We start from the raw sequence: 15121 nt of genomic DNA on the forward strand, positions 1-15121 counted from the left end.
TACGTTGCACATGGTACAACTGGGCAAATCAAGAAGGTTATTAAACCCAACTGAACGGGCTGCGGAGATCCTGTTCGGATTAATAATGGCGCTTACCTTCACCTGTTCAATCAGTGTTGCCAATGGGCGACAAATGGAGATCAGGCAATTGTTGATTGGTGCCGTAGGGTGTAACCTGGCCTGGGGTATTGTTGATGCCATCATGTTTCTTATTGGCGTGCTGGCACAAAAAAGCAGGAACAAAGCGATCTTTGATGCCATTCAAAATTCAGATAAGGACGAAGCAGGTAAGTACCTTGCCGATATATTGCCTCCCGTTGTTTCTTCGGTGATCCTGCCAGAGGAATTGGAACAGATCAGGATTAAACTGTCAGATCTGCCAAATACAACCGGAAAGGTCCGTCTTTCTGCCCGTGACATCATGAAGGCGATAGGCATCTTTCTCCTGATCTTTCTGTCTACATTATTGGTTGCGGTCCCATTTTTATTTATACACAACTCCATATTTGCGTTAAGAATTTCAAACCTGATTGCCATTGTAATGATGTTCCTGTGTGGGTGGTCTGTGGCCAGGTATGTAGGATTTAGTACATGGCTAATGGGCATAGCCATGGTTGTGGTTGGGGTATTACTGGTATTTGTAACCATTGCACTGGGAGGGTAGTATGAAAAAATATGTATTCTTTTTGCTGGGTATCATTGCGAATAAATTACTGGCACAGGAAAATCAAATTGATTCAGCCAGTACCGCCTGGAAATTTTCTGCCTGGGCAGAAATGTTCATTATACCCGGTGAAGAAGATTTTTTTAATCCCACTTTCTATGCCCGTCACAAAAATCTTCACCTGGAAGGCCGTTATAATTACGAAGACCGGAATACCGCCTCTTTTTGGGCTGGCCGAAGATTTAAGTTTGGCGAAGGGGTAAACTTTGTATTTGTTCCAATGGCGGCCGTGGTTATTGGGAATACAAACGGGATGGCTCCCGGTCTTGAAATGGAGATCATGTACCGGAAATTCGATTTCTATGCAGAAAGTGAATACGTGTTTGACTTTGAATCGAAAGAAGACAATTTCTTTTATATGTATTCAGAGCTGGCAATCCGGCCAATTAAACCAATACGCACGGGGCTGATTGCCCAGCGAACAAAATTGATTGAAACCGATTTTGAAATACAGCACGGCCTGTTTGCAGAATATTATTTTGGACGATGCAGGGCCGGCGTATTTTATTTTAATCCCTTTGGTTCAGAGAATTTCTGGATTGCTTCTTTCAGTGTTGATTTTTAAGCCTGCAAAATTCAAAGAATGTTGATGTGGGTACAACACAGGGCTCATTCGACCTTTGGGTCCTTAAACTGAACAGCGGCGGTAAAATTCTTTGGAGTAAAACTTATGGTGGAACGGATTACGAGGAGGAATATGGGCTGGCATTGAATGCAGACAACAGCTTTTAAATTGCCGGGTATACTATGAGTGGTGGGCATGGGGAAGGCGATGGGTGGCTGCTGAAGCTTTCAGACCACTAAACTGATAATTCAACTATTAAAAAAGCCCCGGAAGCTTCATTAGTTCCCCGGGGCTTTTTTAATGCTGTTATGAAGAATGCCTTTATACGTCTGCTTCTTTTTTAGAGGTGGGTTTCAGAACCGCCATCCCTTTTTTGCCATGCACCAGCATTTTTAAAGTCCTTCTTTTCAAGGAGATGGTGATGGTGCCCTGGCCTTCTTCTGCCATTTGCCGGTAGCCCGACAGTACATCTGTATACGATAATACGCCCAGCACGCTGTTGTTGGCGCGGTCAACCACAGGCAACACGTCTACATTTTCTGAAGCCATTAGTTGCACTGCCGCCTTTAAAGTATTACGGGGCGAAATCACTGTAGCCTTTCTTTTTATAAGTGTTTCAATAGGCTGAGATATCTCGTGGTGCATGCTGAACAAATTAGAGGCGCTTACGATGCCTTTAAAGATGCCTTCATTGTTCACTACGATATAATAATTACGTTGTTGTTCTTTCTGTTGTTCCAGCCAGCTTCTTACTTCTTTGATGCTGGTATGTCCTTCGATCACCGTAGCGTCGGACAATACCTGTTCAACCGTAATTTTTTCCAGTACATCGGGTTGATAAATATCCGGTGTTTTAACGCCACGACGGGCGATCTTTTCCGTCATGATCGTATGTTCCATTAAGAAGTACGATACAATGTAGGCTGCAATACAACCGGCGAGCAAAGGCAGTAAGGCATTTTCCTGACCAGTGGTTTCAATGGCAAAAATGATAGAGGTAAGCAATGCCCGGGAAGCACCTGCAAACATGGCCGACATACCAATTAAAGCGGCCATTGAAACGCTGATGCCTGCCTGGGGGAAAATAGCCATAGCGCCGATTCCCAATGCGGCACCGGTGGCACCGCCAATAGTTAACAGGGGCGCCAGTGTACCTCCTGATGTTCCACTACCCAGTGCAATGGCCCAGGAAATAAACTTCATCACCGCCAGCGATACAATGAGCTGTAATGTCATTTGTCCGGATAATACGTGCGTTATATTTTCATACCCCACGCCTAATGTATATGGAGCAAAATAACCTACTAAACCAACAGCCAGACCACCAATAGCCGGCCACCAGGCCCAATGGATGGGCAATTTTTCAAAAGCATCTTCAATAAGGTATACAATTTTGGTAACACCGGCAGCCAGCAAGCCGATTGCTATACCAATAATGCTGTAGGTGATCAGCGCCATATTGGAAGGCGCTTCCAGTACAGGTGATGGAAATACAGGTCCTGATTCAAACAACAGGTGATGGCCGGCTGCTCCGGTAATACAGGCTAACGCTACAGGTATTATAGAACGGGGCGAAAATTCAAACAGTAATAATTCAATAGCCAGGAAGATGGCGGCAACCGGGCTGCCAAAGATGGCCGACATACCGGCTGTGGCGCCGGCAGTAAGCAGGATCTTTCTTTCGTAGGCGCTTATGCGGAACAGTTGTCCGATGGTAGAACCCAATGCTCCACCCGTTGCAATGATCGGCCCTTCTGCACCAAAAGGTCCACCGGTACCAATGGAGATGGCCGATGACAATGGTTTCAGATAAGTGATGCTGGGTCTGATCTTACTATTGTTGGTCAGGATCTGTTCCATGGCTTCAGGAATACCATGCCCGCGTATAGCTTTTGAGCCATATAAGGCCATCAGGCCAACGATGAGGCCGCCAATGGCTGGAATGATGATCACGAATAAACCATAATGGTGGCTGCCGGGATTACCCGGCTCAATTGACCATGTATGATGAAAGGCAAGATTGGTGAAGATGTTAATCAGGTATACCAGTCCCTTTGCAATAAAGCTGATGCAAACGGCCACTGCTACAGCGAACCCCGACATTACGGCAAGTCTTTTTTTATTACCTGCCTGTGCCTGGTTCATGTCGTTAAGGCTCATGGTTTCGTCGAGCGATACAGAGATGGGGATACGATTGTGTGAATGTTTAGCTGTGTGATCCATTTATTCGATGTTAGGTTCGTTTACCAATTTTTGCAAGGCAATCGTGTTGTTTATTTTTATCCTTTTACCAGTAGAAGTAATGATGTCTTCTGCTACGAGATTGGTAAATAATTTAAAAACGGTCTCATAAGTAGTGCCAGCATAAGAGGCAATATCCTGCCGGCTGATAGGTATGCTGATGTATTGTTCTGCGTCGGTTCCAAACAGACTGGCTATTTCCAGCAATGCCTGGGCAATTCTGCTCTTAACTTCCATTAAGGCAAGGTCGCGCATGCGTTTTTCGGCAGTTTGCAATTCAATAGCATACTCCTGTAATAAGCGATAGGTGAATGCAGGATTGGTTTGCAATGTGGCTTGCAGAAAACTGTAGGGGATATAACAAACTTTTGAATCTTCCAACGTGGTAGCTGAAACAGGAAAAACCTGGGTAGCGCCAAAACCGCGATGTCCCAACACATCACCCGCTTTGGCAAAGCGAACAATTAATTCCCGTTGTTCACCCCATTGTTTGTGCACTTTTATTGAGCCTGCAGTTATAAAATAAATACCCTCAACCGGATTGCCTTCTTTAAAGATCAGGGTGCCTTTTTTCAGGTGTAACGTCCTTTTTTTGATAGCAATTAGCTCTTTCCAATCTGATAAACAATGCTTACATAAAAAGCAACTGGTCAGGTCGCATGAATTGTCAGGCATGGCGCAAAATTAATGATTTTTTGTATAGAAGGAAATATTAAAATATTGCACTGGAAAGGTTATTTGTTAAAATGTCATAATTTAGCGCATCAAAACATTGCAACGGCAATATTCTGTCTCCCCTTCCGAAACGACCTGTTTGTTGCAGCCGATACTTCATTTTTAATTAATAAACAGAAGGTTATGAATTCTTCGTATTTGACCAATTTCTCAAAAGCCCTGTTAACCGGCGTGTTTGCAGGCATTTCTGCCACATTTATCTGCATCATTTACAATGTTATTTTCAGAGATGAGACCAGGTTCCAGATGTTTAATATCATCAATGTTTCGTCGCTCATTTTCGGGGTTAATATTGCGTTTATGTTAATCGGCATCATTTATTACTGGTTCATTAAATACCTGAAACGCGGCGGCGAAATTCTTTATATAGTTGTGTTTGTGCTGATCACCATCTTTAGTATTGTTAAAACCTACGGCATTCAGCGCACAGATGACCCGGCTGCGAATATACAGTTCCATCACTTGCTGATTGCGATGATAGTTATTTGGAGCATTTCTGCATCTATTGGCATTCCGGTGATGTTTCACAGCAAGCGTTTTGAAGAACACGTATTATAAAAAAGATATTTTCTTTAGGAACTCATTTTTAAAGAATCTACTAACAGGTATTGACAGGTTACCAGTCAATACCTGTTTGGTTTGTACACTATAGAAAATAAATTTTAACTTCAGGCTATAGATAACCATCCATGAAAAGAGTCTATAGTATTGATGTGCTCAGGGGCATTGTAATGATCATTATGACGCTGGACCACGTCAGAGACCTGTTGCATACAACCAGTATCACCCAGCAACCCACAGACTTAAATACTACTACACCCCTTTTGTTTTTTACACGCTGGATCACCCATTTGTGTGCCCCAACCTTTGTTTTCCTTTCGGGTACATCTGCTTTTCTGTCTATGAAGCGTACAAATGATCTTCAGGCCTCCCGGAGATTTTTACTAACAAGAGGATTGTGGCTGATTGTGCTGGAGTTTACGCTGGTTGGTTTTGGTGTATGGTTCGATATTCATTTTAACGTCCTTTTCTTTAATGTAATAGCAACTATCGGCATTGGATTTATTGTGCTGGCCCTGCTGCTTGAACGCTCAACCAAAACAATTGCCATTATTGGGTTATGCATTCTGTTGCTGCATAACCTGGCACCACTGGTGCCCGGCAATGAAAATGCACTATTCAAAAAACTGCTGATGCCATTGTTTGCACCCGCCTCGTATCCATTGGGCAATGGCCGGTTCTTTATTATCGGCTATCCGCCAATCCCCTGGCTGGGAATCATGCTGATTGGGTTTGTCTGCGGTCGTTTTTTTGAATTGGAAATAAAGAAACAGCAATCCCTGTTTATAAAGATGGGCTTTGCTGCCATTGGTTTGTTTATTTTGCTCCGGTTCATCAATTTGTATGGAGACCCTGCTCCCTGGTCGCAACAGAAAAATGGTTTGTTCACCTTTCTTTCATTTATTAATGTTACCAAGTATCCGCCTTCGCTTCAATTCTGCCTGCTGTTTTTAGGAGTTATGTTCCCGGTGGCGGCTGCAATAGCAGGTTTGCAAAATAAGTGGACAGAAATTATTAGCGTATACGGCAAGGTGCCGTTGTTTTATTTTGTGTTGCACTGGTACCTTATTCACCCGCTTGTTTTTGTAATGGTATTCATGCAAGGCTTCAAAAGCACTGACATGGTATTTGGTTTCAATTTCGGGCGGCCAATAGCGGGCAGCGGAATACCGTTGTGGACCGTTTACATAGTATGGATGGCTATTGTAATGGCGATGTATCCTCTGTGCAAATGGTATGGACGATACAAGGAACGCAATAAAGGGAAATTGTTGCCGCGGTATTTTTAAAAGCGCTATGTATCTTCGGTGCTCATATTTGAATGAGCCGGTATGGTTGAAGTATTCAAAAAATATCTTGCTGAAAAAATGACTCTGACCGATGAAGACTGGGCGGTTATTGGATCAGTATGTATAATAAAAAAATTACGCAAACATCAATTCCTTTTGCAGGAAGGTGATGTATGGCGGTACCATGCTTTTATTTGTAAAGGATGTTTGCGCAGATACAGTATCGATGCAAAAGGAATAGAACATGTTATTCAGTTTTCCATCGAAAACTGGTGGGCGGGCGACAGGGACAGCCTGATGAATAAAACGCCCTCAAAATATAACATCGATGCCATTGAAGATTCAGTGGTATTGGTGATCCGGAATGAAGATTTTGAAACGTTGTGCCGGCAGATCCCTGCATTCAATAACCTGGTAAATCAAATTTTATTCAGAAGCCTCAATGCTTCCCAGGAAAGGATCAATTCCACCATCAGCCTCACGGCCGAAGAAAAATACCTGCACTTTATTAATACTTTTCCCGCACTTGCCAATAGGGTACCACGCCATATGATAGCTTCCTACCTCGGAATTACTCCTGAAACGTTGAGCAGAATAAAAAGCAATCTTTCGAAACAAAAACGGGAGTGAGGGATTTACGGTATACGTTGATTATCAGTGAGTTGTAGTGTGTTGTCCTAATTATTTGAAATACAGCTGTCTGGTAAGGCTGCCAGGTGAATCTGGCCAGTCCGATTATGATTTTATGGAGACCTGACAAGGACATCACAGGGACCTCACAGGGACATAACAGGGACCTGAAAGGGAATTTGCCCCTGTCAGGTCCCTGTTATATTCCTGGTTGGTCTCATCTTAATGGGTTCCAATTCTCAGGTGATTTGGTCCGGATCCCCTTGATATTTGTCAAGATTCTTTGTAGCAATTGTCAATGGTTACCCCCTGATGACGGGAGTAGTTTTGTGTGGTAAATAATTAAACACTTACAAACACAAACAATGTCAAAGACAATATTAATTACAGGAACAAGCACTGGTTTTGGCAAACTGATGACCAAAACACTGGCCGGTGAAGGTCATACTGTTATAGCGACCATGCGTGGAGTTGATGGAAAGAATGCCGCCGCTGCAAAAGAACTGGCAGCTATTCCCAATGTTGAAGTAGTAGAGATGGATGTAACAAGCGATACATCGGTTAATAATGCGATCAGTAAAGTATTGACCCGGCACGGACAAATTGATGTACTGGTGAATAATGCAGCTGTCGCCGGCTTTGGACTGGTAGAAGCCTATTCGCTTGACCAGATCCGGAATATGTTTGAAGTAAATTTTTACGGCGTATTACGCACTTATCAGGCTGTTCTCCCTTCCATGCGGAAACATAAGAACGGATTGATAATCAATCTTACCTCTGGCGCCAGCGGCCATACGCTGCCATTTATGGTGCCCTACCTGGCTTCAAAGTTTGGGGTGGAAACCATAACAGAAGGCATCCAGGATGAGTTAAGTGAGTACGGCATCGAAAACGTAAGCATTCAACCGGGTGTGTATCCTACAGAAATGAATAATGGCAGCAAGGCGGGTTTTCATGCCGATAAACCAGGCATTGTAGCTGAATATGGGGAAGCTGCAACCAAAAAGTTCAATGCCATTGGCGCCGGTTTGTTTGGTAAAATGGCCGAATTCAACATGGACCCGCAGACCATTGCAGACGGCGTACTTGCATTGGTGAATATGAAAAAGGGTACACGCCCTTTACGCTATCCGCTCGATGCCATTGCCCAGGGTACTGACGTTGAATTTATAGAGGCCAGGGCGGCTAATAAAAAGAAATGGGTAGTGAAGTATAGTTAAAAATATTTATCCGCCTGTGTTGTTTAACAAGCTCACAGGCGGATACCCAAAGTGTTTTTTAAATTGCCAGCCAGTTTTTTTGTTGCTGTTAACATATTTGATTGTTTACAACAAATGTAGAACGGGTTGTGCCTGACGGCTTTGTTGTGCATGTCAAATGTGTTTTGTTCAGCGTGTCAACCGTATTATTGATAACTCATATGAAAAGGCTATTTTCTCTGGTATTGTGCTGTACCTTTATGTATAACAGTCAGGCACAAACTTCCGTACAGGTTACTCAGCTGGCAACACTTGGTAAAGTATGGGGTTTTTTAAAATGCTTTCACCCCGCTGCTGCCAAAGGCAATCCCGACTGGGACAATGAATTGTTACGTATGATCCCGTTGGCAGAAGACGCAGAAAGTAAATCTAAATTTGATTCCCTCCTGGAAGCGTGGTACCGTTCTTTACCGGCAGCAAAGCTGGCTGAAAAACCGGTGAACTGGCATGCAGATTCTATTGTAACTACCTTCTCAGAAAAAGATATTCGAAAGTTCCCTGTTTCAAAGTGGCTGAAAGGAGAACTGGTGCGGTTATATGAATACCACGTGCCCGATACCAACTGCTATGCAACCCGCTATTTTGATGGATATCGGTTTGATCACATTATTCATGACGAAAAGGCGTATGATTTACCGCTATGTCCCGAAAGTTCTGTGCGCATGCTGGCCCTATTCCGCTACTGGAATACTATCAATTATTTTTATCCGCATAAAGCGCGTATTCCCGGGTGGGATACGGTGTTGACAGCTTATATCCCGCGGTTTATGCAAGCCAGATATTTGACTCAATATCAACAGGCTGTACTTCAACTGATCCATGAATTGCCGGATTCACACTCTTTTATAAAAGGGCCGGGTTTCAGTAATAATATGCCGCCTTTTCGTGTTGCACACGTTAAAGACAAATACCTGATTGCAGAGAGTGACGACAGCATTGCAAAAAAATGGGATTTTCGGGTGGGCGACGAAATAGTGTCCGTTAATGGAAAACCGGTTTCGCAAATAGAAAAGGAATTGTTACAGGTCACAACTGGTACTAACAGACCTTCCCGCTATCGCAATATTGCCATGAGCCTGTTGCAGAATGACAATTCAATTGTACAGGTAGGCCTGGAAAGAAATGGTAAAATCGTAAACGATTCTGTTAAGTTGAATGACTATTTAATAAACAGCCTGATTCCCCGGTCACCAGATAAACCCTATTGGGAAGAGGTGGAAAAAGGGGTCTGGTATGTGCGTTTTTGTACCATCAAGGAGGCCGATACGCTGAGGCGGTTATTCAGCGACATTCATAATGCAAAGGCAGTGATCTGGGAAATGCGCGACTACCCCAATTATAAAGTATCTACGGAAGTATACAAGTACTTCTTCCCTTCAAAAACAACGTTCTCGGAAAGAGAAAATGCCTGGGACTATTACCCCGGCGCCTTTGTAAAAGGACCACTGGATTTTATTCCGGAGGAAAAAGAACCCCTGATCTATAATGGGCCGCTGATCATTTTGGTGGATGAACTAACACAAAGTTTAAGTGAATCGGTGGCAATGGCCTTAAAACAACGCTCCAATTCATTTACAATTGGGCGGCAAACAGCAGGTACAACCGGCAATATTACCTGGCTTTCTTTGCCCGGCGCCATAGAAGTGAGCTATACAGGTGTGGGGGTGGAAGGGGCGCAGGGCAGTTTTAAACAGGGCGATGGCGTTACGCTCGATCAGGAGGTGCCGTCCAGTCCGGAATACCTGTTACAAGGCCGGGATCCCATACTGGAACAGGCGCTTAAGTACGCGCAAACACCCCATTAGGCAGAACCGGGGCCTTAACAATTCCGTCTGATCTTTTGTTATTACCTTTGATTTATATAAGCGAACATTTGTTTGTGTTTCAACTGTAGTACAATGGATAAGAAAATTCCAACCGAAAGTCTGTCAGACTATTATGCCAGAACGGGCTTTGCCATTACAAAAGACCATTTGCCCATTACGAGTGAATCGGGCCACTTCAATGTGCGTATGGCAAACATTTGTTGCCGGAAAACACCTTTTAACCGGCGGGATTATTTAAAAATATGTATATGTTCAGGCAAGGGCAACGGTACCCTGGTATATGATGACCGGGAGATACAATTGAGCCAGCCTTGTATCATTTTTACCCATCCGTCGGTACCAGCTTCTATTGAAATCACAAAAATGAGTCGCTATAGCTGCATCTTTAATAAACAGTTTATAGAAGGGCAAATGTCGCCCGATGTGCAGTATGCCAGCCCTTTGTTCAATGCTACCCTGTTCCCGGTGGTAATGCTTACTGAAGAAGAATTGGACCGGTTGAATGGATACTTTGCAGAGATGAAAAGACTGCAGGAATCGGATTACCCGTTTAAATGGGACATGGTCCGCAATATTTTGCAATTAGCTATCCATGAAGGAATACGGTTGCAGCAGCAGCAGGCGGTACAGTCTGGCGTTGTGCGCGACCGGCTGGTAAACTCCTTCTTTTCCCTTCTAAACCAGCAATTTCCGGTTGATTCACCCGAGAATTCGTTAAAACTGTTAACCCCTGCCCATTTTGCCGATCTGCTGCATGTGCATGTGAACCATTTGAATAGTGTTATTAAAAAAAGCACCGGTAAATCAACCCGCGTCATAATTCACGAACGCCTTGTTTCCGAGGCCAAGGCACTGCTGCGCAATACCAGCTGGAATGTGGCTGAAATTGGCTATGCGCTTGGGTTTGAGTATCCTTCTCATTTCAATAAATACTTCAAGCAATTTACTGCGGTAACCCCGATGGAGTTCCGGCAAAACAATATGGCTGTTTCGATGGCCCTTTGATTTGTATAATCATCTCTTTGAACCGTATAATTGGGTTTGCGCTTCGGTTGACTACTTTTACATCGTCAATTAAAAGATATCAACCATGAGGAGCATTACACAATCAAGGATACGTTCAAACACTTATGTGGCATTAGGCCTGATCCCGCTTTCCGGCTTTGCAATGGATGTTTACATCCCATCACTGCCCGATATGGCCCTGCAGTTACACACAACGCCAGCTGCTATTCAGCTTACCCTTTCCTTATTTATCATTAGTTATGGGGTTTCCCAGTTGATAGTGGGTGGTTTGCTCGACAGCTACGGCCGTTACTGGCCTACCATGATCTCTATGCTGGCATTCAGCGCCGCCAGCTTTGCTATAGCTTTTGCTCAAAGCATGAATGTGATCTACGCCATGCGTATCGTCCAGGGCTTTACGGTAGCCGTAATTGTCGTCTCGAAACGCTCATTTTTTGTGGATGTATATAAAGGAGAAGAACTAAAGAAATACACCAGTTTGTTCTCTGTGATCTGGGCAATAGGACCAATTGTGGCGCCATTCCTCGGGGGTTTCTTTCAAACCACATGGGGCTGGACTTCCAACTTTATCTTCCTGGGTATTTTTAGTTTAGCTTTCTTTTTAATTGAAGTAGTAATAGGTGGCGAATCACAAAAACAAGCCCAGCCGTTCAGCGTTCGTACCATTCTCAGTACCTATGGCAAAATGGTGAAAACACCTGATTTTACCGCCGGCATGATCATTTTGGGACTTGCTTACGCCATGATCTTATTGTATGGGATGGCCAGTCCGTTTTTGATAGAACAACGTTTACATTTTGATCCGCATGTAACTGGTTATTGTGCCCTGTTCTCAGGGGTGTCAGTAATGGTGGGCGGCACTTTATCAAGAATGTTGATTGCAAAACCTTTTGTAAAGAAATTGTTGTTTGCTTCTATTTTACAACTGGTAGCGTTGGCGGTGCTGATCACCCTCACTTCATTCTACCAGAATTTACCAACCCTGCTGATCTATGTTTTCCTGATACACAGCACAGGTGGATTTATATTCAATAACCTGATGTCGTATTGTTTGATCCGCTTTCCACAATATGCGGGTAAAGCTGCTGGTTTGGTAGGCGGCGGGTTTTCTGTAGTGACTTCTATTTTAAGTTCATTACTGGTAAATTTCTTAAGTATAACCAATCAAACCGTTTTGGGAATTGGTTATGGAGTATTAGTAGTTGGCGTTTTGTTCACCATCATAAGAACGAAATGGATTGTAAACGAAAGACCGGCATCGAGTGAAAACGCACAAAGCAGTCCGGCAACTGCTGCGGCGTAAGATGATTGTAGCAGTAAAGAATGTTTATATAATGTTTGTTTAGGACAACAAGCCCTCCAGATACATCGGGAGGGCTTTGTTGTTTTTATGCGGTGAGGATTTCTTGTTCTTTTAATGTTTTGCAAATTTCTTCCAGATGGCTATGGTCTGTTCCGCAACAACCGCCAATCACTTTTAATTCCGGTAACAAATGAAATAACTGAACATATCCTTCTGCCAGCAGGCATTTATCGCCGGCATCCAAGGTTACAGATTCATCCAGTTCTGCATGACTTTTAAGGGAAGCATTTGCCCTGATGCCCCGCACCCTGTTTTTCCAATCACCCTCATTCTCCATTTGCGGTAGAAAATGTTGCGGGTGTGCACAGTTGATCATAAAATGTTCGGCATACTTATTCGTTGCCTGATCTGTTTTTTCAATGGCTTGGTGTAACAATTCGCCACCTGGCAGTTTGCCATCGGTTTCTACGGTGAAGGATGCAACAACAGGTATTTGCAACGATTGGGCAGCCTGAATAATGCCGATGGCTTCATCACTGTAAGTCATGGTTACTGCAGTTACAATATCTGCCCCGGCCGCTGCAAATGCCTTTATCTGTTCCAGGTGATATTGCATAGCCTGATCGGCTGTCATGCGGTTTTCGGCTTTGTAGCCATCCCCTCTGGGCCCAATGTTTCCGCTTATAACAATATGCGGCAATGAGTGTGAAAAAGGCTGGGTTAATTCCTGAATGAAATAAATAGACTGTTTGTTCAACGCAAACAAATCATCGCGTGAGTAACCCAATTGGGCACCCCAATCAGGGTTCGCCCGCCAGGTGGGGGATTCCATTACAAATCCCATTTGGTATTGTTCCGCCAGGGACTGATAAGGTTGGAAGTATTCTTCAAAGGCCTTCCTCCCTGCTTCGGTTTTCAGCAACTCAAAAGCGGCAAATGAATTCAGTGAAAATCCTTTATTGAATATCAGGGTAGTTTCCAGACCGCCATCGGTGAGGTAATACTTTTCCCTGAAAACAGCTGATGGGTGTTGTGTGTTTTCCATTTTTGGTCAGTTTATAGGTTAGGAAAAAGTTACCCCTTTTTTAAGCCAACCTCAAATGTTTTTTGAGTGATAATACAAAAAGGCCCCGACGGTACCGCCGGGGCCTTTTATAAATATAATATTGGTTTAGTTGATACTTATAACGGTTGAATCGGAACTCCAGGTCTGGTTGGTTTTCATAACAAAACTACCGGCAACATTGGTGGGGATACCGTATAAATAGCCAGTTACAATTGTTTTTTTGTTAGCACTCACTACAACGTTTGAGATTGTTTTTGATTGAGGTGCGCCTGTAAGCCTGTCTTTCCAGTATATTGTCAGGGAAAGTGGGTTGGTTGAACCAAAAAGATAATATTCCCAGGTTGTTTGAGAGGTCCTGTCTATAGAGGAATTGCCGTAATTATAAGAAGCAATATCAGCGTTAACCAGATAAGTTTGTGGTACTCCTGAAATGCTTACAGATACAGCACCGCTGGTATCTGAGGCAGGTAAAGCATCTTTAAGCTCTACTTTTAAAAGCCCCACGATGCGATTTAAAGTTACATCGTTATGTGAGGTGATCCCATTACTTACGGTGACCTGTAACTTTTTATAAAAAAAATCACCAGTCGGCTTGGCATTGAAGGAATTGAATGCTGCACTGTCCAATCTGCTATGGTTAGTAGTGATATTTGAATTGTAAAGTCCCTTTCTATTCCATGCACCCAATGCAACTGTATAAGTTCCCGGGAACAGTGAGTCCGAAATATTGCCGAAATTAATATCTGTAGAATCCTGTACAATGTAATTATACGGACTGCCATCGCTTTTAAAAGCCATATAGAATATTTTCTTAAAACCGGAGAGCGAAGGGTCGGCCTGTACACGTCCATTTGCACTCATGTCTTCCTGTGAAACCAGGAAATTTGTAAGGCTGAAATTTACGGGTATTTTCGACTCGGAAGCGGGCGATTCATTTGGCGCAGTGTTTTTTTTACAGGCAAACAGCACGCATGCCAGTAACAGGGACGGGATTACTTTTTTCATGACAAATTTAGGGGATTGTTTTTTTACGAATATTGACGGTATCTAACGACCGTAAAAGATAATAATTTTCTTTTATCGAAACAATATACCTGGAATAAGTAGTTTCCCCCTTTTTTATGTTTGAAATGATTAGCACATAGCGATTATTGCCATTTCATTTGCCTGATCTTGGTACCGGTGCCAATGATCAGCTTTATGTAGGGACCTTCATAATTATATTCGGGCGCATCCTGAGGCTGATGCCCATTGATGCGGGCTTTGTTTACGCCGGGTGAAATGTTATACCCGAGCCTTACTCCCATGGTCATATATCTGTTGAATTGTGGGCAATCCCATTTATTATTGGTCAGGGTGAATATTTTCTCTAACTGAACACCCAGGTCAAGGGTTGCATTTGAAAACTGAAGGCTGGAATTATAGCGGGGTGTATTCAGCAATTCATTCATGTCATAAACATTTGAAATATCGTTGAACTGCAATTTTGTATTAAATGCCGTAATGCCTGCGTATGGGTATAACCGAAATTTTGGTTTCTGCACCAGGGCATACCCAATGGCGGCGCCAATAGTATAACCTTTAAATTCGGTATTTCTGCCGATACGCTGATCGACATGATTGGGCAGCACCAGGGAAAAATCTGTACGAAACAACAACCTGTTTACAAAATAACCAAATGAAACCGACAGGGTACCATAATCTTCTTTCATGGGTTTGAAGCCGGCGCCTTTTAGCGACGCATTTATTGAACTCATATTGGTGTGCAGGTACCCAAGCCCTACATCCATTTGAATATATTTGTTTTTGGAAACGGTAATGGAGCTGTCCTGTGTAAAACCCGTTGCTGCAAGCAGGCAACTTATTGCCAGCAAAGCTGTTTGCTTCATGAGTATT

At 43.3% G+C, this 15121-nt stretch carries 15 protein-coding genes; 10 read left to right on the forward strand and 5 right to left on the reverse strand.

What is annotated here, in order from left to right; all coding sequences use genetic code 11:
• Window positions 1–10: 10 nt before the first annotated feature.
• The 3 genes from BMX95_RS04780 to BMX95_RS34845 are packed head-to-tail and all read left to right on the forward strand — an operon-like array spanning window position 11 to window position 1456.
• Complete coding sequence (locus tag BMX95_RS04780) at window positions 11–664, forward strand: VIT1/CCC1 transporter family protein (protein WP_081200848.1); 654 nt, start codon at window positions 11–13, stop codon at window positions 662–664.
• Window position 665: 1 nt separating this feature from the next.
• The gene (locus BMX95_RS04785) at window positions 666–1289 is read left to right on the forward strand and encodes a hypothetical protein (protein WP_081200849.1); all 624 of its coding nucleotides are present in this window, start codon (window positions 666–668) and stop codon (window positions 1287–1289) included.
• A gap of 26 nt (window positions 1290–1315) precedes the next feature.
• On the forward strand, window positions 1316–1456 hold the full coding sequence (locus tag BMX95_RS34845) for a hypothetical protein (RefSeq protein WP_165758949.1): 141 nt from the start codon (window positions 1316–1318) through the stop codon (window positions 1454–1456).
• A 154-nt stretch (window positions 1457–1610) separates the two neighbouring features.
• Here BMX95_RS34845 and BMX95_RS04790 read toward each other — a convergent pair whose 3' ends face one another.
• Both BMX95_RS04790 and BMX95_RS04795 read right to left on the reverse strand, forming a co-directional pair.
• Entirely contained in the window at window positions 1611–3512 is a 1902-nt protein-coding gene (locus tag BMX95_RS04790; RefSeq protein ID WP_081200850.1) for a chloride channel protein, read from the reverse strand.
• Complete coding sequence (locus BMX95_RS04795) at window positions 3513–4205, reverse strand: Crp/Fnr family transcriptional regulator (protein WP_081200851.1); 693 nt, start codon at window positions 4203–4205, stop codon at window positions 3513–3515.
• Between the two features lie 183 nt (window positions 4206–4388).
• On the opposite strand from BMX95_RS04795, the gene BMX95_RS04800 reads away from it, so the two are divergent.
• The 7 genes from BMX95_RS04800 (at window position 4389) to BMX95_RS04830 (ending at window position 12159) form a co-directional block, all read left to right on the forward strand.
• Window positions 4389–4823, forward strand: coding sequence for a hypothetical protein (locus BMX95_RS04800; protein ID WP_133053935.1), 435 nt, complete (start codon window positions 4389–4391; stop codon window positions 4821–4823).
• Between the two features lie 131 nt (window positions 4824–4954).
• Window positions 4955–6115 carry an acetyltransferase domain-containing protein gene (locus tag BMX95_RS04805; RefSeq protein WP_081200853.1) on the forward strand — a complete coding sequence of 387 codons (1161 nt, stop codon included), beginning with the start codon at window positions 4955–4957 and terminating at the stop codon, window positions 6113–6115.
• Window positions 6116–6193: 78 nt separating this feature from the next.
• Entirely contained in the window at window positions 6194–6745 is a 552-nt protein-coding gene (locus BMX95_RS04810; protein ID WP_242673138.1) for a Crp/Fnr family transcriptional regulator, read from the forward strand.
• Window positions 6746–7110: 365 nt separating this feature from the next.
• Window positions 7111–7965, forward strand: coding sequence for an SDR family oxidoreductase (locus tag BMX95_RS04815; RefSeq protein WP_081200855.1), 855 nt, complete (start codon window positions 7111–7113; stop codon window positions 7963–7965).
• A 200-nt stretch (window positions 7966–8165) separates the two neighbouring features.
• Complete coding sequence (locus tag BMX95_RS04820; RefSeq protein WP_081200856.1) at window positions 8166–9809, forward strand: S41 family peptidase; 1644 nt, start codon at window positions 8166–8168, stop codon at window positions 9807–9809.
• Between the two features lie 93 nt (window positions 9810–9902).
• Window positions 9903–10835: a helix-turn-helix domain-containing protein gene (locus tag BMX95_RS04825; protein ID WP_081200857.1), complete on the forward strand. Its 933-nt coding sequence runs from the start codon at window positions 9903–9905 to the stop codon at window positions 10833–10835.
• An 85-nt stretch (window positions 10836–10920) separates the two neighbouring features.
• A complete protein-coding gene (locus BMX95_RS04830) occupies window positions 10921–12159 on the forward strand; it encodes an MFS transporter (RefSeq protein WP_081200858.1) in 1239 nt (412 codons plus the stop codon).
• Between the two features lie 85 nt (window positions 12160–12244).
• Here the strand turns inward: BMX95_RS04830 and BMX95_RS04835 are convergent, their stop codons facing one another.
• The 3 genes from BMX95_RS04835 to BMX95_RS04845 all read right to left on the reverse strand — a co-directional run bounded on the left by BMX95_RS04835 (window position 12245) and on the right by BMX95_RS04845 (window position 15114).
• Window positions 12245–13204 carry a homocysteine S-methyltransferase family protein gene (locus tag BMX95_RS04835; protein ID WP_081200859.1) on the reverse strand — a complete coding sequence of 320 codons (960 nt, stop codon included), beginning with the start codon at window positions 13202–13204 and terminating at the stop codon, window positions 12245–12247.
• A 126-nt stretch (window positions 13205–13330) separates the two neighbouring features.
• Window positions 13331–14230: a FimB/Mfa2 family fimbrial subunit gene (locus BMX95_RS04840; RefSeq protein WP_081200860.1), complete on the reverse strand. Its 900-nt coding sequence runs from the start codon at window positions 14228–14230 to the stop codon at window positions 13331–13333.
• Between the two features lie 143 nt (window positions 14231–14373).
• Window positions 14374–15114 (reverse strand): hypothetical protein, encoded by a 741-nt coding sequence (locus BMX95_RS04845; protein ID WP_081200861.1) that lies wholly within the window; start codon window positions 15112–15114, stop codon window positions 14374–14376.
• Window positions 15115–15121 lie beyond the last annotated feature (7 nt).

This window comes from Niastella yeongjuensis (assembly GCF_900110245.1).
In the GTDB taxonomy this organism is placed as follows: Bacteria; Bacteroidota; Bacteroidia; order Chitinophagales; family Chitinophagaceae; genus Niastella; species Niastella yeongjuensis.

Coding starts and splice junctions, on each gene's coding strand:
- BMX95_RS04780 (WP_081200848.1), top strand. CDS start 11: ATGGTACAACTGGGCAAATCAAGAAGGTTATTAAACCCAACTGAACGG.
- BMX95_RS04785 (WP_081200849.1), top strand. CDS start 666: ATGAAAAAATATGTATTCTTTTTGCTGGGTATCATTGCGAATAAATTA.
- BMX95_RS04790 (WP_081200850.1), bottom strand. CDS start 3,512: ATGGATCACACAGCTAAACATTCACACAATCGTATCCCCATCTCTGTA.
- BMX95_RS04795 (WP_081200851.1), bottom strand. CDS start 4,205: ATGCCTGACAATTCATGCGACCTGACCAGTTGCTTTTTATGTAAGCAT.
- BMX95_RS04800 (WP_133053935.1), top strand. CDS start 4,389: ATGAATTCTTCGTATTTGACCAATTTCTCAAAAGCCCTGTTAACCGGC.
- BMX95_RS04805 (WP_081200853.1), top strand. CDS start 4,955: ATGAAAAGAGTCTATAGTATTGATGTGCTCAGGGGCATTGTAATGATC.
- BMX95_RS04810 (WP_242673138.1), top strand. CDS start 6,194: ATGACTCTGACCGATGAAGACTGGGCGGTTATTGGATCAGTATGTATA.
- BMX95_RS04815 (WP_081200855.1), top strand. CDS start 7,111: ATGTCAAAGACAATATTAATTACAGGAACAAGCACTGGTTTTGGCAAA.
- BMX95_RS04820 (WP_081200856.1), top strand. CDS start 8,166: ATGAAAAGGCTATTTTCTCTGGTATTGTGCTGTACCTTTATGTATAAC.
- BMX95_RS04825 (WP_081200857.1), top strand. CDS start 9,903: ATGGATAAGAAAATTCCAACCGAAAGTCTGTCAGACTATTATGCCAGA.
- BMX95_RS04830 (WP_081200858.1), top strand. CDS start 10,921: ATGAGGAGCATTACACAATCAAGGATACGTTCAAACACTTATGTGGCA.
- BMX95_RS04835 (WP_081200859.1), bottom strand. CDS start 13,204: ATGGAAAACACACAACACCCATCAGCTGTTTTCAGGGAAAAGTATTAC.
- BMX95_RS04840 (WP_081200860.1), bottom strand. CDS start 14,230: ATGAAAAAAGTAATCCCGTCCCTGTTACTGGCATGCGTGCTGTTTGCC.
- BMX95_RS04845 (WP_081200861.1), bottom strand. CDS start 15,114: ATGAAGCAAACAGCTTTGCTGGCAATAAGTTGCCTGCTTGCAGCAACG.